The organism is Pantoea endophytica (genome assembly GCF_002858935.1).
Classification (GTDB): Bacteria; Pseudomonadota; Gammaproteobacteria; order Enterobacterales; family Enterobacteriaceae; genus Pantoea; species Pantoea leporis.
Genome location: NZ_PJRT01000007.1, coordinates 143,551 through 166,096 on the forward strand (window position 1 = coordinate 143,551; position 22,546 = coordinate 166,096).

5 protein-coding genes are annotated in these 22,546 nt (G+C 59.6%); all 5 read left to right on the plus strand.

What is annotated here, in order from left to right; translation table 11 throughout:
- Window positions 1–492 precede the first annotated feature (492 nt).
- The 5 genes from PZBJ_RS07345 to PZBJ_RS07370 all read left to right on the plus strand — a co-directional run bounded on the left by PZBJ_RS07345 (window position 493) and on the right by PZBJ_RS07370 (window position 22,501).
- The gene (locus PZBJ_RS07345; RefSeq protein WP_101761916.1) at window positions 493–1,182 is read left to right on the plus strand and encodes an EAL domain-containing protein; all 690 of its coding nucleotides are present in this window, start codon (window positions 493–495) and stop codon (window positions 1,180–1,182) included.
- 307 nt (window positions 1,183–1,489) lie between these two features.
- Complete coding sequence (locus PZBJ_RS07355) at window positions 1,490–17,584, plus strand: Ig-like domain-containing protein (RefSeq protein ID WP_101761918.1); 16,095 nt, start codon at window positions 1,490–1,492, stop codon at window positions 17,582–17,584.
- Between the two features lie 74 nt (window positions 17,585–17,658).
- Complete coding sequence (locus PZBJ_RS07360; RefSeq protein ID WP_101761919.1) at window positions 17,659–19,110, plus strand: TolC family outer membrane protein; 1,452 nt, start codon at window positions 17,659–17,661, stop codon at window positions 19,108–19,110.
- A complete protein-coding gene (locus PZBJ_RS07365; protein ID WP_101761920.1) occupies window positions 19,107–21,278 on the plus strand; it encodes a type I secretion system permease/ATPase in 2,172 nt (723 codons plus the stop codon). Before PZBJ_RS07360 ends, PZBJ_RS07365 begins: the two co-directional genes overlap by 4 nt.
- Window positions 21,275–22,501: an HlyD family type I secretion periplasmic adaptor subunit gene (locus PZBJ_RS07370; protein ID WP_101761921.1), complete on the plus strand. Its 1,227-nt coding sequence runs from the start codon at window positions 21,275–21,277 to the stop codon at window positions 22,499–22,501. Before PZBJ_RS07365 ends, PZBJ_RS07370 begins: the two co-directional genes overlap by 4 nt.
- Window positions 22,502–22,546: the final 45 nt, after the last annotated feature.

Here is a 22,546-nt window from a genome sequence, read left to right on the forward strand (position 1 = left end):
ACTTACTGATTCATCTTCGATTAAGCAGTTATTCTGTTATGTATTCTTTGCAATACATAATAAAAATTTAAACATTAAGGTTTTAATAGTCACCATAGAAATTAGTGGTTATTGGCGCTTTTTGGAAGCATAGATGCCAGATAAAACATTTTGCAATTTGAGTTAAGGAGAGCTATTAAATCGTGCAGAATCTTTTTTTATCGTTATTTTTCAATTCGATAAGGTTTTTACAGATCTCTTAAAGTAAACGATAAGTTAAATTATATTAAGAATTTTCTGAGCTTTTGTGAATTTTAGAGAAACTTACTTACGTTATTGATTGATTTAAACGATTGAAGTTACCTAAAGTGTTTACTGAAATCTATTTCTCAAAGTGTAAGTAGTACGTTAACCTTCAGTTAAGACATTAAGTTTTATCAATGTTTACCTTACTTCTTACATGAGAAATCCTGACAGTTTAAGGCTATCAGGCAGTTGCAGTAAGGATGTGAAATGAGCAATCAACCGAAGACAGTGTTCTTGTTGGAGCCGGTTTACGATTTATCCGGCCAGGTGATTGCCAGGGAATTGTTAACGCGTCTTGCAGACGACGCAAATATCAATAATAAGCGTAACCCTGAAAGGGATGTTGGGTTCTTCAGTCAGCTTTCTGCTGACGTTAAATGGCAGTTATTCCTCCACCAGATCGAAAAACTTATTCAGCTATACCAGAAAGGGTTCGACCAGATTGTCAGTGTCAATGTTGATAGAGATATCGTAGCCAGCATTTTTAAAGATGCTGAAATACAAGAAAAACTGGCTCAACTGACGCTGTTGCGTCTGGAAATATCAGCATTCTTTACTGCGCGATTTAATAGCGCCGATCTGTTGATTTTAAAAGGTGTCGCGAAAGTGACGCCAGCCCCTTTATGGCTCGATGACTTTGGTCCGGGTTATTCCAACCTTTCCATGTTTGATAGCGGAATATTTGAAATCGTCAAGATTGACAAAGAATTTTTTTGGCAATTTGGCGACGGTCGCACCTTTGACATTCTGCTCGACCATCTCAACGAATTATGCAACGGCGTCATCGTTGAGGGTGTTGAAAATCAACAACAGGTCGACCTGCTGTCGCATAAAGCAATTTATGGCATGCAGGGCTATTTGTGGCAGAGCGTCTATCTCGATGATTTATTAGCTTAATCCTGAAATTATTGAGTTGGTTTCATCCCTCGGGGAACTGAAAAAATGTCAAAGCCTGGGCTTTATGCGTTTCACGTCATTTGTGCCCGGCCGCTTGAGAATAAATATATTTTTCCCGTGGTGATTTTAAGAAATAAAACCAATCAGTTATCAGGATGGCGGCTAAACAAAACTCAACGCGATTTCATTCTCAGCCTGTATGAAATCGATCAAGAGAAGAAGTGAATAATCGTCGCGATTATTCGCTGTAAAAGCCGGTGTCTGCTGATACCGGGCGTGATTATGGAAACTGCGGGATCTCGATAACATGAATAATATCTCAGTAACCCCAAAAGGTGGGACCGTTGCTTCTGAGCTGAGTGGAAATCAAGTTAATTTGACCGCTCCGAGTTTGGTGAAGCTGCATCTTAATCAGTCTGATATTAAGTCTTTCACACGCAATGGTAATGATTTAGTCGTCACCACGAAGTCTGGTGAAGTGGTTGTTATTCATAATTTTTATAGCCCGAATGGCGATAGCGATCTGGTTCTGCAGGACGATCGCGGCGCCATGTGGTGGGTTGAAGATCCCGGTACAGAAGGTTTCCAGTACGTTTCAATCGACAGCACCGAAGGGCTGTTAGCGGAAAACACCACCAATAACGGCACCATTGCCGCCTTTGGTATCGGTGGTGCGGCGCTGGCGGGCTTAGGTGCGCTGTTTGCCGGTTCAGGTGGTGGTGGCGGTAATGCCTCGCCGACCAATCCCGATGACGGTAACAACGGCGGCAATCCCACCAACCCAACTAATCCTACCAACCCAACCAATCCCACCGATCCCGGTGGAAACGACACTACGCCGCCAACCGCCATCACGGATTTGGTGATCAACGACGCCGTAGGTCCGTACCAGGGCGCGATTGGCGCGGGTGCCATTACCGATGACAACACACCCACGCTGAGCGGCACCGCTGAAGCGGGCGCGATTGTCAGCATTTACGATGGCAGCACGCTGCTCGGCACTGTCACCGTTGGCGCTGATGGCCGCTGGAGCTTTACCACGCCAGCGCTGGCGGAGGGTCAGCATAGTTTGACCGCTACCGTCACCGACGCGGCGGGGAACACCAGCCCAGCGACCAATCCGGTGGATTTCACCGTGGATACCGTGGCGCCCGCAACGGTTGGCGACCTGAGCGTCATTAACAACAGCGGTTCGACTGCGCAGCCCATACCTAACGGCGGCGCGACCAAAGACACCACGCCAGTGCTGAGCGGAACGGCGGAAGCGGGCTCGATTATCACCATCCGCGATGGCGATACGGTGCTCGGCAGTGTCACCGTGGGCAGCAACGGCACATGGAGCTTTACCAGCCCAACGCTGGGCGAGGGCAGCCATACGTTGAGCATCACCGCCACCGATGCGGCGGGCAACGTCAGCACGCCAGCGACCATCACCTTCACCGTGGATACGCAAGCGCCAGCAGCAGTCATCGACCTGCAGGTTAACGATAATTCAGGCGGCAGCGGCGGCACCGTAAATAACGGCGGGACGACCGATGACAACACGCCGACGCTTACCGGCAGCGGTGAAGTGGGCGCGATTGTCAGCGTTTATGATGGGCAAACGCTGCTGGGTACGGCGGTCGTGGGTTCCGATGGCAGCTGGAGTTACACCACCAGCGCCCTGAGTAACGGCAGCCACAGCCTGACTGTGACCGTGACCGATGCGGCTGGCAACGTCAGCGCGCCATCAGCCCCTTATGAAATCACCGTGCAGGCCGCTATTCCGCCTGCCACAACGTCGCTGGAAATCACCGATGACTCCGGCAACACGCTGGTGCAGCTCAGCAACGGCGCCAGCACTCACGATAACACGCCAACGTTGAGCGGCCTGGCGACGGCGGGTGCGCTGATCACGCTGTATAACGGCACCACGGTGCTGGGTAGCGTGGTTGCGGGCAGCGATGGTCAGTGGACCTTTACCCCAACTGCGTTGGCTGACGGTGCCTACGCGCTGCACGCCACCGTTGATAACAACGCGGGCAGCGTGACGCAAACGCCAACCATCACCATCACGGTAGATACCGTCGCACCTGCTGCGGCCGGTGGCGTAACGCTGAGCGATAACGATGGCAGCACGCTACAACCGATTGCCGCCGGTGGCGCGACCAATAACACCACGCCGGTGCTGAGCGGCACCGCTGAACCGGGCAGCACCGTCACCGTGCGTGATGGCGATAGCGTGCTCGGTACGGCAACCGTGGGCAGCAATGGGTCATGGAGCTTCACTGCGCCGACCTTAACCGAAGGCGGTCACAGCCTGACCGCCACCGTCACCGACGCGGCAGGTAATGTGGGTCCAACCTCGACGCCGATCGCCTTCACCGTGGATACTCAGGCACCTGCGGGTGCCAGCAATGTGGTGATCAGCGATAACGTCGGTGCTGCAACCGGCCCAATAACCGCGGGCGGCACCACCGACGACAGCACACCCACGCTATCCGGTAACGGTGAAGCCAACGCCATCGTCAAAATTTATGATGGCAGCACGCTGCTCGGCAGCGTCACCGTTGGCAACGACGGCACCTGGAGCTTTACCACGCCAACGTTGAGCAACGGTAGCCATTCGCTCAGCGTAACGGTGACCGATGCGGCAGGTAACGTCAGCCCGGCGACAACCGGTGTTGGCTTCACCGTCAACGCTGGCGTACCGCCAACCACCAGCACGCTGGAAATCACCGATGACAGCGGCAGCACACTTCGCCTGTTGCCAGAAGGTTCCAGCACGCAGGACACCACGCCAACCTTGAGCGGTCTGGCCTCGGCGGGCGCGCTCATCGAGTTATATAACGGTACCACGCTGCTCGGCAGCACCGTCGCGGGTGCGGATGGGCAATGGAGCTTTACGCCAGCTACCGCGCTGGCTGACGGGACTTATGCCTTCCACGCCACGGCCACTGATACCAATGGCAATGTGACCGATTCCGGCACCCTCAACATCACTATTGATAACACCGCGCCGGCAGCGGCTGGCGACTTACAATTGAGCGATAACAGCGGCAGCACCGTGGTACCCATTGCCTCTGGCGGCACCAGCAATGACAACACGCCAACCTTGAGCGGCACCGCAGAACCGGGCAGCACCGTTACCGTGCTGGATGGCACCAACGTGATCGGCAGCGCAACGGTGGGCAGCGACGGCAGCTGGAGCTTCACCTCGCCAACCCTGAGTGACGGCAACCACAGCCTCACCACCACCGTCACCGATCCGGCCGGTAACACCGGTCCGGCGTCGCCAGCCGTTACTTTAACAGTGGATACCACGCCGCCAGCCGTTATTGCCGATCTGGTGATCGAAGATAGCGTCGGCGCGGTACAAGGACCGTTAACGTCCGGCGATACCACCGATGACCGCGCACCAACCCTGAGCGGCACCGGCGAGCCGAATGCCACCATCAGTATTTACGATGGCACCACGCTGCTGGGTAACACCACCGTGGACACCGACGGCACATGGCGTTTCACCACGCCAGCGTTGAGCAATGGCAGCCATACCCTCACCGTCACCGCCACGGACAGCGCCGGTAACGTCGGCCCAGCCAGTCCGCCGATTGTGATCAACGTTGATGCGGCTATCCCGCCAGCCACATCGTCGCTGGAAGTGACGGATGAAAACGGCAATACCGTGGGTCAGCTGACTGACGGCGGCAGCACCAACAATGACAGCCCGGTATTAACCGGTTTGGCGGGGCCCGGCAATATCATAACCCTGTATGACGGCACCACCGTGCTGGGCAGCACCACAGCGGGCAGTAACGGTCAGTGGATTTTCTATGTCACCGGTTTAGGCAATGGTCCGCATGCATTGCACGGCACCATTACCGATGCCAACGGCAACGTCACTGATACCGCAACCATTAACATCACCGTCGATACTATTGCGCCCGATGCCGCAACCGGCGTGGAACTCACCAACGATGCGGGCAGCATTACGCAGCCAGTTACCGCTGGCGGGGCCAGCAATGATGCGACACCAGTCTTAAGCGGCAGCGCGGAAGCGGGCAGCACCGTTACTATCCTTGATGGCACCACCGTGTTGGGTACCGTGACGGTCGGCAGCGACGGTAACTGGAGCTTTACCACACCGACGCTGGCGGAGGGCAATCACAGCCTGAGCACCACCGTGACCGATGCGGCGGGCAATGTTAGCCCGGCGACCACACCGATCGCCTTCAGCGTAGATACCACCGCGCCAGCGCCGGTGAGCGGTTTGGTGGTAAACGATAACGTCGGCGGCAGCACCGGTCCGTTGACTTCGGGCACTATCACCGATGACAGCACGCCAACCCTGAGCGGCACCGCCGAAGCGGGATCGGTGGTGCGCGTCTATGACGGCACCACGCTACTGGGCTCAGCGACAGCGGGCAGCGACGGCAGCTGGAGCTTCACGCCAGATGCTGCGCTGACTAACGGCCAACACAGCCTGACCACCACCGTCACCGATGCGGCAGGCAATGTTAGCCCGTCGTCGCCGGTATTTACCCTCAATGTCGATGCTGGCGTTCCGGCGACCAGCAGCCTGCTGGTGGTGACCGACGACAGCGGCAGCACGCTGGTTGAACTGCCAAACAACTCCAGCACTAACGACACCACGCCGATTCTTAGCGGCCAGGCGGGCGCGGGCGATCTGATCACGCTGTATAACGGCACCACCCTCATTGGCAGCACGGTCGCGGGTAGCGATGGGCAGTGGAACTTCACACCTGCGGCGCTGGCCGATGCCACTTACGCTTTCCATGCGGTCGCCACTAACGCGACGACCGGCGTGGAGACCGATTCGCCAACCATCAACATCACTATTGATACCGTGGTGCCGACCGCGCCAACCGGCGTGGCGCTGGAAGATGGTGCAGGTGTGCCGATCCCAGAAGGCAGCAGCACTAACACCAACACGCCAACCTTGAGCGGCAGCGGTGAAATTGGCAGCACAGTGACCATCTCGGATGGCACCACCGTGCTCGGCACCACCACGGTGGGCAACGATGGCAGCTGGAGTTACACCACGCCACCGTTGAGCGATGGCGATCATAGCCTGACCTCAACCGTTACCGATGCCGCCGGTAATACCGGCCCGGCTTCTACGCCGGTGACGGTGACCATCGATACCCAGCCGCCTGCCGCAGCGGGCAATGTGCAGTTCACCAACGATGATGGCACACCGCTGGCTTCAGGTAGCACTACCGGCGACACCACGCCAACCCTGAACGGCACCGCCGAACCGGGCAGCACCGTGACGGTGAGCGATGGCACTACGGTGCTCGGCACCGCAACCACCGGTACGGACGGTAACTGGAGCTTCACGCCAGCTACGCCACTGACTGAAGGCCAGCACAATCTCACCACCACCGTCACCGATACGGCCGGTAACGTCGGCCCTGCGTCGTCGGTAGTGATTGTGATTGTGGATACCACGCCACCGGCAGCGGCGACCGATTTGCAACTGAGCAACGATGGCAGCGGCACGCTGGTGCCGGTCGCGGATGGCGGCACCACCAACGATGTTACGCCGGTGTTGAGCGGTCGTGCGGAACCGGGCAGCGTCGTGACGGTGTCTGATGGCAGCACGGCGTTGGGTTCGGTGACCGTCGGCAACGATGGCAACTGGAGCTTTACCTCTCCGGCGCTCGGCGATGGCTCACACAGCCTGACCACCACCGTGACCGATGCGGCGGGCAATACCGGCGCGGCCAGCGCGCCATTGACCTTCACCATCGATACCACGGCACCGCCAGCACCGGGCGGTGTGCAGCTGAGTAACGACAGCAGCGGCACGTCTGTTCCTATTCCCTCAGGTGCGGCAACCAATGATGCAACGCCAGTATTGAGCGGCACCGCAGCAGCGGGCAGCACCATTACCGTTTCTGATGGCGCTACCGTACTCGGTACCGTCACCGTTGGCAGCGGCGGAACATGGAGCTTCACCACGCCAGCACTGAACGAGGGCAATCACAGCCTGACCGCCACCGTTACCAGTCCGGCGGGTAACACCGGTGCGCCCTCTGCGCCCATTGTGGTCACTGTGGATATCACGCCACCTGCGGCGGCAACGGGTCTGCAACTGAGCAACAACGAAGGCGCAACGCCGGTACCGATTGCCGCAGGCGGCACCACCAACGACACCACACCTGCGCTGAGCGGCATCGCAGAAGCGGGCAGCATCGTCACGGTGAGTGATGGCACGACCGTGATCGGCAGCGCAGCCGTTGGCAGTGATGGCAGCTGGAGCGTGATCCCCACCGCACCGTTGACGGCGGGAGAGCACACGCTTACTGCGACCGTCACCGATCCGGCCGGTAACGTTGGCCCGGCATCGGCCCCCATCGTCGTCAATATCGACACCGCCCAACCGCCAGTCGCAGCTGACCTTGAGCTGAACAATGATAACGGCGGCACGCCAGTTCCGATTACGTCCGGCGGCGCGACCAATGACACCACGCCGGTGCTCAGCGGTAGCGCAGCGGCGGGCAGCACCGTCACCGTACTGGATGGCACCACCGTGCTCGGCACCGTTGTGGTTGGCAGCGGCGGCAGCTGGAGCTTCAGTACGCCGGCGTTAAGCGAAGGCGCGCACAGCCTGACCACCACCGTCACCAGCGCATCGGGTAACGTCAGCGATCCGTCTGCGCCGATTAACTTCACCGTGGATACGCAGCCACCGGCAACCTCAACCGGCCTGCAACTGAGTAACGACGGCGGCACGGCGATTGCCGCTGGCGGTATCACCAACGACAGCACGCCCGTGTTGCGCGGCAGCGCCGAAGCGGGCAGCACCATCACCGTACTGGATGGCACCACCGTGCTGGGCACCGCCACGGCGGACACCGACGGCAACTGGAGCTTTACGCCAACGATCGCGCTGGGCGAGGGCGCACACAGCCTGACCACCACCGTCACCGATGCGGCGGGCAACAGCAGCGGCGCATCCACGCCGGTTACCTTTACCGTGGATACCACACCGCCAGCCGCCGCCACCGATCTGCAGCTCAGCAATAACAACAGCGGCACGGCGATTCCTGTTGATACCGGCGGTCGCACCAACGACACCACGCCAGTGTTGAGCGGCAGTGCCGAAGCGGGCAGCGTCGTAACCGTGCGTGATGGCACCGAGGTACTGGGCAGCACCACCGTCGGCACCGATGGCAAATGGAGCTTCACTCCGGCCAATCCGCTGGACGAGGGCGCGCACAGCCTGACCGCTACCGTCACCGATCCGGCCGGTAACGTCGGCCCGGCCTCTACGCCGTACGCGGTTACCATCGATACCACCGCGCCGCCAGCCGTGATTACGGTAGCACTCAGTAACGATCAGGGCAGCACGCCAACGCCAATCGTCTCGGGCGGAGCCACTAACGACACTACGCCGGTGCTGAGCGGTACCGCCGAAGCGGACAACATCATCATCGTGCGTGACGGCACCACCGTGCTGGGCTCGACGATTGTTGGCACCGATGGAACCTGGAGCTTCACCTCGCCAGCGCTGAGCCAGGGCGCGCACAGCCTGACGGCAACCGTCACTGACGCCGCAGGCAACAGCAGCGCTCCGTCTACGGCAATCGCCTTTACCGTCGATACCGAGGCACCGAATGCGGCGACAGGGCTGCAACTGAGCAATGATTCTGGCCAAACGCCGGTACCGATTGCTGCGGGCGGCGCCACCAACGACACCACACCAGTGTTGAGCGGCAGCGCTGAAGCAGGCAGCATCGTGATTGTTTCTGACGGCAGCAACGTGCTGGGATCTGTTGTGGTCGGCAGCGGCGGCAGCTGGAGCTTCACTTCGCCGGAGCTGGGCGAGGGCGATCACAGCCTGACCACCACGGTGACCGATGCTGCAGGTAACGTCAGTTCGCCGTCCGCGGCCCTGAACTTCAGTATTGATACCACGCCGCCAGTGGCGCCGGGCGCGATCGCGCTGAACAACAACAACGGCAGTTCACCGGTTACGATTGCGGCAGGCAGCACCACCAACGATGCCACACCGGCGATCAGCGGTACCGCTGCAGCCGGCAGCACCGTGACCGTGCTGGATGGCGCTACCGTGCTGGGCACCGCGATTGTTGGCAGTAACGGACAGTGGAGCTTCACCACGCCAACGCTGGGTGAAGGTGCGCACAGCCTGACGGCGACCGTCACCGATCCTGCGGGTAACGTCGGTCCTGCCTCCGCAGCCATTGCCTTTAATGTTGATACCGTTGCGCCTGTTGCGGCAACCGGACTGGTGCTGAACAACGACAACGGCGGTTCGCCGGAGCCGATTGCTAACAACGGCACCACCAACGACAACACGCCAGTGTTGAGCGGTACCGCAGAAGCCAACAGCATTGTGATTGTGTCTGACGGCACCACCGTACTGGGCAGCGCCGTCGCCGATGCGCAGGGCGCCTGGAGCTTCTCACCCAATCTGACCGATGGCACGCACAACCTGAGCGTGACGGTGCGTGACGCCGCAGGTAACACCGGACCGGCAAGCAGCACCATCACCGTCACCGTAGATACCGTGGCACCGCCAGCGGCGACCGGCCTGACGCTGACCAATGATATTGGTACACCCGTTAGCATTCCGAACGGCGGGCTCACCAACGACAGCACACCGGTGCTGAGCGGTTCCGGACAAGCGGGCAGCATCATCACCGTGTCCGATCAGAACGGCGTGTTGGGATCCACCACCGTCGGGGCGGGCGGAACCTGGACCTTCACGCCGGCGAGCGCGCTGGCGGATGGAACCCATACCTTTAGCGTCACGGCCAGCGATGCGGCAGGAAACGTCAGTGCGCCGAGCACCATTGGCGTCGTGATTGATGCCACACCGCCAGCGGCAGCGCTGAACGTGGTGGCCAGTAATGATGAAGGCACGTCGCCGGTGGCTATCACCAACGGCGGCTTCACCAACGACAACACGCCATTCCTCACCGGGACAGCCGAAGCGGGCAGCACGGTGATTATCCGTGACGGCACAACCATCATCGGTAGCGCTTCGGTGGGCAGCAACGGCCAGTGGAGCTTCACCTCACCCACGCTGGATGAGGGCGCGCACAGCCTGAGCACCACCGTGGTGGATGCGGCGGGCAACGTGAGTACAGCGTCAGCGGCGATTGATTTTACCGTCGACAGCGTGGTTCCAGCGCCAGCCACGCTGGTGGTGAACAATGACAACGGCGGGACGCCCGTACTGGTGCCGAACGGCGCCACCACCAGCGACAACACGCCGTTGCTGAGTGGCACAGCGGAAGCGGGCAGCCTGGTCACTCTTTATGATGGCACCACCGTTATCGGCTCGACCACCGCAACGGCGGGCGGAACCTGGAGCTTCAGCTCACCGACCTTAACCGATGGTTCGCATACGCTGACCGCCACCGTAACCGACGAGGTCGGCAACGTCAGTTCGCCATCCTCGACCTTTACCGTGGTGGTGGATGCCACCGCACCGCAACCGGCTGGCGATCTGCTGCTGCAAAATAACAATGGTGGCTCACCGGTGACCATTGCCGATGGCGGCATTACCAATGACAGCACGCCAGCCATCAGCGGCACGGCGGAAGCCAACGCGATTGTTCGCGTCTATGACGGCACCACCTTAGTGGGTTCAGCCGTAGCAGGCAGCAACGGCGCATGGAGCATCACCACCAGCGCGCTGACGGACGCAACGCATACGCTGAATGTCACCGTGACCGATGCGGCGGGCAACGTGAGCGCCAATGCCTCGGTATCATTGACGGTGGACACCTCTACGCCGGCAGCGGTGTCGAGCTTTGCTATTTACAATAATGCGGCCACTACCACCGTGCAGGTGGCGGATGACGGTGACTCCAACGACAACACGCCTTTGCTGAGCGGAACCGGTGTAGCGGGCACCATCATCAACATCTACGAGGGCAGCGATCTTCTTGGCACCACCACGGTAGGCGACAACGGCGAGTGGCGCTTTGAAACTGCGGCTTTAGATGATGGCCAGCACAGCTTCACCGTTTCAGTCACCAACGCTGCGGGCACCACGGGCCCGGAAGCGATACCGATTACGATTAATATTGATACGGCTGCACCGGCAACGGTCAGCAATCTTGTCGTAACAGACGATGAGGGGGGCAGCACCGGTCCGTTGCTGTCGGGTGACACCACCGATGACAACACGCCAACGCTGAGCGGCTCCGCTGAAGCGGGCAGCCGAGTGTCGGTTTACGATGGCACCACGCTGCTGGGCACCGTGATCGCCACTGGCGGCACATGGAGCTTCACGCCGGGCAGCGCGCTCTCTAACGGCGAGCATAACTTCATCTTCACAGTGACCGATGCAGCAGGCAACGTCAGCGCGGCAAGCAGTCCGGCGTTTACGCTGAATATCGCAGCGGATCTGCCGCCAGCGGTCAGTACGCTGGTGATCACCGACGATAGCGGCAATTCACTGGTTACCGTGAATGACGGCGCCAACATCAAGGACGGTACGCCGGTATTAACCGGTGCGGCGACGGTCGGTGATGTGATTACCATTCACGATGGTGCTACCGTGTTGGGTAGCGTTACCGTCGGTGCGACCGGACAGTGGACCTTCACGCCAACGCTGAATGATGGACCGCACGGCATCTATGTCACCACGGTCAATTCAGTGGGTAATCCGGGCGCAACCTCGCCAACGGTGAATTTCACTATTGATACCGTGGCACCGCTTGCAGCAACTAACCTCTCTGCCGCTAATAACAACGACGGCGTAACCGTGCCCATTGCTAACAATGGCACCACCAACGACAGTACCCCGCGGCTCGCCGGTCTCGCGGAAGCCAACGGCATTGTTACGATTTATGACGGCAACACGGTTATTGGCTCAACGGTCGCCAATGGTAGCGGTGAGTGGGACTTCACGTCGCCAACGCTGAGTCAGGGCGGACATGCGCTGAGCGTCACCGTGACGGATGCGGCGGGTAACGTCAGTCCACGCTCTGATGTTGTGAACCTCACGGTCGATACCGTGGCACCCAACGCTTCGACGCTGGTGGTCACCAACGACGTCACCAGCACGGTGGTGCCAAATGGCGGTTCGACCAACGACAACACGCCGACGCTGAGCGGTACCGCAGAAGTTGGCAGTGTGATCACCGTTTACGACGGTACGACCTTGCTCGGTTCGGTTGCTGCCGGAACAGGCGGAGCATGGAGCTTTATTTCACCGGTACTGGGCGAAGGCAGCCATTCGCTCACCGTTCGCGTAACAGATGCCGCCGGTAACACTAGCGCGGCATCCAGCACGGCAACGGTGACTGTGGATACCGTCGTACCAACGGCGGTGAGCGGTTTGACTGCTGCCAACAACAACGGCAGTTCGCCGGTGACCATTGCTGCGGGGGGGAACACCAACGACAACACGCCAGCGCTGAGCGGTACGGCGGAAGCGGGTAGCGTGGTGGTGATCCGTGATGGCACCGACGTTATCGGTTCTGTCACCGCAGGCAGCAACGGCGCATGGAGCTTCACGTCACCCGCGCTGGCTGATGGTCTGCATACCCTGAACGTGACGGCGACCGATCTCGCCGGTAACGTCAGCCCGAATGCGGCGATCAGCTTCACTGTGACCACTGCAGCACCAACGCCAGTCACCGATCTGGTGGTTTCTGACAACGTGGGCGCGACACAAGGACCGCTCACCAGCGGTGCGGCGACCGATGACAACACGCCAACGCTGAGCGGTAATGCCACCGCTGGCAACATCGTGATTATCTCGGAAGGTACCACGGTGCTGGGTTCTGTGGTGGCGGGCAGCAATGGTGCGTGGAGCTTTACCACTGCCGCATTGAGCGACGGATCGCATCCGCTGAGCGTGACGGTGCGCGATGCAGCCGGTAACACCAGCGCGGCGACCAACTTCACGGTCAATGTCGATACGGTGGCGCCAGCCAACGCAACCTTGTTAATCACTAATGATCTCACCAGCACCACGGTGCCGAATGGTGGTGCAACCAACGACAGCACGCCAACGCTGAGCGGTACGGCGGAAGCCGGCAGCCGCGTGTCGATTTACGATGGCAGCACCCTGCTGGGTACGGCGGTGGCAGGCAGCAACGGCGCATGGACCTTCACCACCGATGTGCTGACGCAAGGCGCTCATCCACTGAGCGTCACGGTCACCGATGCGGCGGGTAACGTCAGCGGCAGCACCTCGGCCACGGTGATTATCGATACCGTCGCGCCGGGGGCGGTAACCGGTCTGGCCGCGGCCAACAACAACGGCAGTACGCCGGTGGCGATTGCCAATAACGGCAGCACCGATGACAACACGCCAGCGCTGAGCGGTACGGCAGAAGCGGGCAGTCTGGTGATTATCCGCGATGGCACCTCGATTATCGGTTCTGTTACCACAGGCACTAACGGCGCATGGAGCTTCACCACGCCAACGCTGGCGGAGGGGCCGCACACCTTCAACGTCACGGCGACGGATGCAGCGGGCAACGTCAGCCCGAATGCGACGCTTACCCTGACCGTGGATACCGTGGCACCTGCGCCCGTCACTAACCTGGTGATCAACGACGATGTGGGCGGCATTCAGGGGCCACTGGCGGACGGTGCGGTGACCGATGATGCCACGCCAACGCTGAGTGGTACGGCAGAAGCGAATGCGATTGTCACTATCTACGACGACACCACGGTGCTGGGTTCAGTGGTGGCTGGCGCGGGCGGTGCATGGACCTTTACTACTGCTACGCTAGGCAACGGTGTGCATCCGCTGAGCGTGACGGTGAAAGATGCGGCGGGTAACACCAGTGCCGCCACCACGCCGGTTTCCATCACGGTAGACACCGTGGCGCCAACGGCTTCAACGCTGGTGATCACCAACGACATCACCAGCACCACGGTGCCGAGCGGTGGTGCCACCAACGACAACACCCCAACGCTGAGCGGTGTAGCGGAAGCGGGCAGCCGCGTGTCGATTTATGATGGCGCGACGTTGCTGGGGACGGCGATTGCGAATGGCACAGGCGCATGGACCTTTACCACCGGCGTGCTCACCACCGGCACGCATCCACTCAGCGTTACGGTCACCGACGCGGCAGGTAACGTTAGCGGCAGTACCTCGGCCTCGGTAACCATCGATACCACGCCGCCAGCGGCAGTCACCAATCTGGTGGCCGCTAACAATAACGGCAGTACGGCGGTGACCATTCCGAACAACGGCGTGACCAACGACAATACGCCGCTGTTGACCGGATCCGGCGAGATTGGCGCGAAGATCAGCGTTTACGATGGCACCACGCTGCTGGGCACCACCACGGTGGGCAGCGGTGGCACATGGAGCTTCGTCTCGACGGCGCTGAGCAACGGTGTACATACGCTGAACGTCACGGCAACCGATGCGGCGGGTAACGTGAGCCCGAACGCCTCAACCACCCTGACGATTGATACCGTGGCGCCGAATCCGGTGACCAATCTGGTGATCAATGATGACGTCGGCACTCTTCAGGGGCCGCTGGCGAACGGTGCCTTCACCGATGACGCCACGCCAACCCTGAGTGGCACGGCGGAAGCCAACGCGATTGTGACCATCTACGACGGTACCACCGTGATAGGTTCCACCACCGCCAATGGTTCAGGTGCATGGAGCTTCACCACCGCGACCCTGAGCAACGGTAGCCATCCGCTGAGCGTGACGGTGACCGATGCCGCGGGTAACACCAGTGCGGCATCGGCGACGGTTTCCATTACGGTGGATACCGTGGCTCCAGCGGCGTCAACGCTGGTGATCACCAATGATGTCACCAGTACCGTGGTGCCGAGCGGCGGTGCTACCAACGACACCACGCCAACGTTGAGCGGCGTGGCGGAAGCGGGCAGCCGCGTCTCGATCTACGATGGTGGCACCTTGTTAGGCACGGCGATTGCGGGTAGCACTGGCGCATGGACCTTCACCACCGCCGCGCTCACGCAGGGCACGCATCCATTGAGTGTGACGGTAACGGACACGGCCGGTAACGTCAGCGGGACGACGTCGGCGTCGGTCATTATCGATACCACGCCGCCAGCGGCGGTCACCAACCTGGTCGCTGCCAATAACAACGGCAGCACGGCGGTGACCATTCCGAATAACGGCATCACCAACGACAGCACGCCGCTGTTAACCGGTAACGGCGAAGTCGGGGCAAGGATAAGCGTGTACGACGGCACCACACTGCTGGGCACCACCACGGTGGGCAGCGGTGGCACATGGAGCTTTGTCTCGACTGCGCTGAGCAACGGCACTCATACGCTGAACGTGACGGCAACCGATGCGGCGGGCAACGTCAGCCCGAACGCCTCGACCACGCTGCGCATCGACACCGTGGCACCAACGGCCAGTACGCTCACCATTACCGATGACGCCGGCAGCACGCCGGTGACGCTGAACAATGGCGCGTACACCCGTGACACCACGCCAGTGCTGAACGGCACGGCGGAAGTGGGCGCGATTGTCACCATCTATGATGGCACCACCGCGCTGGGTTCAGTAACGGTTGGCGCCGGTGGCAGCTGGACTTACACCCCCAGCGCACTGGCGAACGGTGCGCATCCGTTGAGCGTAACGGTGACTGATTCGGCGGGTAACGTCAGCACCGGTAACACGGCGGTGACGGTGAACGTCGATACTGTGCCGCCTGCGGCGGTAAGCGCCCTGGCAATCAACGGTGCCGGTACCACGGTCACCGGTAGCGGTGAAGTGGGGGCAACGGTAACGGTACGTGATGCGGGCGGTAACGCGCTGGGTACAACGACGGTAGGCAGCGGCGGTTCATGGTCGGTGAGCCTGAGTACGGCGCAAACCACCGGTGCTTCGCTGTCGGTGATTCAGACTGACCGCGCAGGCAACGTATCGACCAGCACCCCGCTGACCGGTGCGATTCAAATCGTGGCAGCAAATGATGTCAACGAAGTGGATTACACCACCCAAATCGGCACCATCACCAATGCCAATACCAGTTCGACCAGCGTCGCATTGCTGAGCGTTAACCTCGGCAGCGTGCTGGGTGTGGGAGTATTGAGCAGCACTAACGCCTATATGTTTAACGTTGGCGCAGGGGATACGCGCACGGTGACATTACACGCCTCGGCCACCAGCCTGGCGGCGCTGACATCGACTTATACCTTGTACCTCTATCAACAGCAGGCGAACGGTACCTGGGCGCTGAAATCCAGCAACGCCAACTACATCACTACGGTTCTGACCATTGGTACACAAACCGGTGGCAACGTGACTTACAGCAACCTCGGTACAGGTAACTATGCCGTGCTGTTGGGCACCAGCACCGGTGTTGGCGTGTTGCCATCGACTACCGTCACCACCACGTCGGATATTACGACGCTGGCGTTGACCGTGGCGGCAACTGTCACCGGCAACCTGTTGACCAACGATACCAGCTCCGTCGCCGGTACGGTGCCGAACGGTACGGTGGTCACCCAGGTGACTGGCAATGCGATTGCGGCCACCGGTAACACGGTGATCACCAGCAGCTACGGTACGCTGACCATCGATTCGCACGGTAACTACACTTATACGCTGAAGGCGGGACTGGATGCCGATCTGGTGCCAGCCACCGACGTCTTCACCTATTCGGTGCGTGATGCCAGCGGCGCGGTGACCTCGGCGAGCCTGACGGTGAACCTGCACAACGGTGCATCCACCAGCACGCTGCTGGCGACCAACAGTCTGGTGGCCGAAGCCACCAATGACCACGACGCCAGCGGCAGCATCTACGGTTCAGCATCGGGCACGCACACCGGAACCTTGAGTATCACTAATGAACACGGCGATATCACCACGGTTCACAGCGTGGGTACGACGTCGATTGCCGGCGACTTTGGTGTGCTGAGTATTGCCGCCAACGGTAACTACACCTATTCACTGAACGCGGGCGTGGATGGACAATCCATTACCCATAAAGAGGTGTTCAGTTACACCCTGGCGGCGAGTGATGGCACCATCACCACGCAGTCGTTCACCATTGAACTGCATCCAACCATCACAGGAACCACGGGGGCTGACACGCTAACCGGCGGTGCCTACGACGACACCATCACCAGCGGTGCCGGCGCAGATACATTGGTGTATCACTTACTGGCGAGTGCGGATGCTACCGGCGGTAACGGTCACGATACCTGGACCGACTTCAATGTCGCGCAAGGCGACAAAATTGACGTCAGTAACTTGCTTATCGGCTGGAATGATTCCACAAGTAATATTAATGATTTCGTGAAAGTGGATCATACTTCAGATGGCAATACGGTGCTCTCCATTGACCGTGATGGTACCGGTACGGGTTACAGCACCACTCAGCTGATTACGTTAGAAGGCGTGAACGTTTCTCTGGAGGAGCTGCTGCAACAACCGCACCAAAACCACACGGCGTAATCGCTCTGTGATGCAGGGATGCAGTTAGGGCACAGGGATGTGCCCCTTTCTCTTTATTGACTGGTGGACTATCGATGGAACTGATGCACTCAGGCGCAACTTTTCGCCGTTCGTTTAAGCTCAGCGTTCTCTGTGCGGGCATGGCTTTACTTTACAGTTCTCCACTTTTAGCGGCCAGTGACGCGTTAACCCGGGCGGGGCACATCACCTCAGCAGGTTTAGCGCAACAGCAAGAACTGCCTTCATTAACCGGTGAAGTGGCGGAACCCGCCCTCGCCAACGTCCCCGACTTTCTCACCATCAACCAGGCGGTGCAGCGCGCCGTTCAGTGGCATCCCGATATCGCTCAGGCAGTAGGAAAAATGCTGGAGCAGGCTAATCAGGTTGATGTGGCGAAAGCCAAATACTATCCACAAATCAGTGCCGGCATGAACAACGGCTACAGCAATGCTTACAGCGAAAAGGGCTTCAGCCCGTCGTTTGTGCTGTCGGTTTCACAGATGTTGTATGACTTCGGCAAGGTCAGCAGTTCAGTGCGTTCCGCCGAAGCGGGCGTGGCGCAGGAGCAGGCCAACGTGCTGGTGAGCATTGATACCGTGGCGCACGATACCGCCGCGGCGCTGGTGGAAGTGCAGGGTTATCAGCAACTGGTCAAAATTGCGCGTGAGCAGCTCAAGGCGTTGAGTAAGATTGGCGATCTGGCGCGCCAGCGTAATGAAGAGGGCGCGGCGTCGCTTTCGGATGCCACCCAAACCGATGCGCGTATCGAAGGCGCGCGTACCACCCTAACGCAGTATCAAGCCAACCTCGACCGCTGGCGCGCCACGCTGGCAACCTATCTTGGCTGGCCGCTGGTGAAAAAGGTCAGCGACGATTTTCCCACTAAACTCACCCAGTCCTGTCAGGTGGCGAAAGCCGATGACAAGCTCAATCCGTCGGTGCTGGCGGCCTGGGCGCAGGCCAATCAGGCGCAGGCCAAACTCGATAATGCTAACGCGCAAAACATGCCAACCATCTCGCTGGAACCGCAGGTGACGCATTATCTCAATAATCACTACTCCGGCAGCGAATCGCTGGATCGCACCCAATATTCGGCGTTTGTGAAAGTGGAAATGCCGCTCTATCAGGGCGGCGGCATCACCGCCAGCCGGGACGCGGCCGCCAATGCATTGCAGGCCGCCAATGCGGCCGTCAACTCGGCGCGGCTTAAAGCGCGTCAGCAGTTGAGTGAGTCGCAGAACGCGTCGCAAAGCCTGGCGCTCAGCCTGGCGATCATGGGACGGCAACAGACGCTGGGCGAGAAAACCCAGTCGCTCTATCAGGATCAGTATCTGCAACTCGGCACCCGTCCGCTGCTGGACGTGCTCAACGCCGAGCAGGAAGTGTTCCAGACCCGTTTCACATTGCAGCAAACCATCAGCCAGTTACGCTCACTGCAGCTCGATTGCCTCTACAGCACCGGGCATATGCGGTCGGCGTTTGCTTTGAATAATCAGCGGATCCAGTCCGTGGAGATCCAGCCATGACGCAATTACAGATTCCCGACGCACCTGATAGCGCGTCCGGGGGAAACGTGCCCTTACACGGATGGGCCACCGCAATCATCCTGATCGCCAGCCATTATCGCTTGCCCTGTTCGCCGGGCATGATCATGGCCGCTGCCGAATGGCAGGGCAAACAGTCGCGCGATAAAGCGTTACGCCATCTGGCGCGCCAGGCCGGCTTATCGCTGCAATTATATGAAGAGAATAAGTGGGAGATCACCAGCTGGCGCTTGCCGCTGGCGATCGAGCTGGCCGACGGTCAGGTGGGCGTTATTACCCAGTTTGATGGCGACGATGACGTGCGGGTGCATTTTGCCGGTGATGAACAGCCAGCACCAATTGCGCTGGAGACGTTGCTGCCGGAAATCCGCTTTGCCGCCGCGCTGCGTCCGGTTACCGCCGCCAAAGATAGCCGCGTCGATCGCTATCTCGCCACGGTAAAACCGGATTGGCTGCGCCGTCTGGTGCTGCACGATCTGCGGCCGTACGGCTACGTGATGCTCGGATCCTTCCTGATTAACCTGCTGGCGCTGGTCGGCATTATCTTCTCAATGCAGGTGTACGATCGGGTGATTCCGGCGCAGTCCTATCCCACGCTGTATGTGCTGTATATCGGCGTGATCATCTCGGTGGTGTTCACTTATATTCTGCGTGTTGGACGCGATCACGTGACCGATCTGCTGGGCAAGCGTGCCGATATGCGCGTCTCCGATCGGGTATTTGGTCACGCACTGCGGCTGCGTAACAGCGCGGTGCCGCGCTCGACCGGCACCTTTATCTCGCAGTTGCGCGAGCTAGAGGCGATCCGCGAAATGGTTACGTCCACCACGGTCACGTCGATTGTCGATATGCCGTTCTTCCTGCTGTTCATGCTGGTGATGGCGATTATCGCGCCGCAGCTGGCGTGGATTGCGCCGGTGGCGGTGCTGCTGATGATCCTGCCGGGCGTGCTGAGCCAGAAGAAGCTGGCGAAGCTGGCGCAGCAGAACCTGAAAGAGTCGACGCTGCGAAATGCGGTGCTGGTGGAGAGCGTGCAAGGGCTGGAAGATATCAAGCTGATGCAGGCGGAAGATCGCTTCCTGCAACAGTGGAACAGCTACATTCGCATTACCGCGCAATCCGGCGTGGAGATGCGCAAAGTGATGCACTCGCTGATTACCTGGGGCGTGACGGTGCAGGGTTTGGTATACGCCAGCGTGATTGTGATCGGTGCGCCGATGGTAATCAACGGCGATATTACCACCGGTGCGATTGTGGCGGCGTCGCTGCTCTCCTCGCGCATGATTGCGCCGATGGCGACGCTGTGCGGCGTGCTGGCGCGCTGGCAGCAGGTGAAAGCGGCGAAAGGCAGCCTCGATGCGCTGATGAATTTGCCGGTTGAAAACAGCAAAGACGAAACGCGGATCCACACGCCGGTGCTGTTTGGTCACTATCAGTTCACCGACGCAATGTTCCGTTACTACACCGATTCGATGAACATCGCGCTGCGCATTAAAAGCCTGACCATCAAACCGGGCGAGCGTATTGCGGTGCTGGGACGCAACGGTTCGGGTAAATCGACCTTGCTGCAGGCGATGATTGGCGGCATCGATCTGGTCGGCGGTGAACTGCGGCTTGATAACCTCAGCCTGCCGCACATTGATGTGGCCGATGTGCGGCGTAACGTTGGCCTGCTGACGCAAAATGCGCGGCTGTTCCACGGCACGCTGCGCGAGAATCTCACCATGGGCGCGGCGCACGCCACCGATGATGCCATCTTTGGCGCGCTCACCGTCAGCGGCGGCGCAGATTTCATTCGTCGTCTGCCGCTCGGCCTCGACCATCCGATCATGGAAGGCGGCGTTGGGCTTTCCGGCGGACAGCGTCAGTCGCTGCTGCTGGCGCGCATGCTGCTGCGCGATCCCAACATCATCCTGCTGGATGAACCGACGGCGGCGCTCGACGATCACACCGAGAAAGAGTTTATCGAACGTCTCGGTCAGTGGCTCAACGGACGCACCTTGATCGTGGCGACGCACCGTGCGGCGATCCTCGCGCTAGTGGATCGTGTGCTGGTGCTGAAAGAGGGACAACTGGTGATGGACAGCCCGAAAGAGAACGCCTTGCCGGCACCGCGTGCTAACGACAGCATGCCGGAGGCGCAATCATGATCAGACATATACCGGCAAGACTGCGCTTAGTGACGGCGGCAGAAGTGGATTCCTCCGACGATCTGCTCGGCGAGCTGCGATCCGAAACCCATTACACTGGCGCGGTGCGGCTGATCGTCATCAGCACCGCACTGATCCTCGTTACGGTGATCTGGGCCTGGTTTGGCGTGCTGGATGAAGTCTCAACCGGCACCGGCAAAGTGATTCCCAGCTCGCGCGATCAGGTGCTGCAATCGCTGGAGGGCGGCATCCTCACCGAGCTGTATGTGCACGAAGGCGATCAGGTGCAGGCCGGGCAAGTGGTGGCGCGCCTCGATGCCACGCGCTCGCAATCCAACGTCGGCGAAAGTGCGGCACGCTATCGTGCGGCATTGGCTGCCGCCGCGCGTCTCAATGCGGAAGTGAACGATCAGCCGCTGAGTTTCCCGGCAGAGTTGAATAAGTTCCCCGATCTGATGGCGTCAGAAACGCGGCTGTATAAAACCCGCCGCGCACAGCTCACTGATGCGACTGCGCAGTTTAAAGAGTCGCTGGCGCTGGCTAACCGCGAGCTGGCCATCACGCAGCGTCTGGCCAAAACCGGTGCCGCCAGTAGCGTGGAAGTGCTGCGTTTGCAGCGCGATAAATCAGATCTGGAGCTGAAACTCACCGATATGCGTTCGCAATATTACGTGCAGGCGCGTGAGGAGCTGGCGAAAGCCAACGCCGAGGCCGACAGCATGGCGCAAGTGGTGAAAGGGCGTGAAGACACGGTGACGCGACTGACCATCCGTTCGCCGATGCGCGGCATCGTGAAAAACATCAAAGTCTCCACCGTGGGCGGCGTGGTCCCACCGAATGGCGAGCTGATGAACATTGTGCCGATGAACGATCGTCTGCTGATTGAAGCGCGTTTGTCACCGCGCGATATCGCCTTTATCCGTCCCGGCCAGCGGGCGGTGGTGAAGATCTCGGCGTATGACTACGCCATTTATGGCGGCCTGAACGGCGTGGTGGAGAGCATCTCGCCGGATACCATTCAGGATGAGGTGAAACCGGAAATTTACTATTACCGCGTGTTTATCCGCACCGATAACGACTACGTGCAGAATAAAGCCGGTAAGCGCTTCTCCATCAGTCCCGGCATGGTTTCTACCGTGGATATCAAGACCGGTGAGAAGACGGTGATGGATTATCTGATTAAGCCGTTTAACAAAGCGCAAGAGGCGATGCGCGAACGCTGATTGGAACGGTATAATGCGTTAGTTTAAAACCGCTGTTTTCCTCAG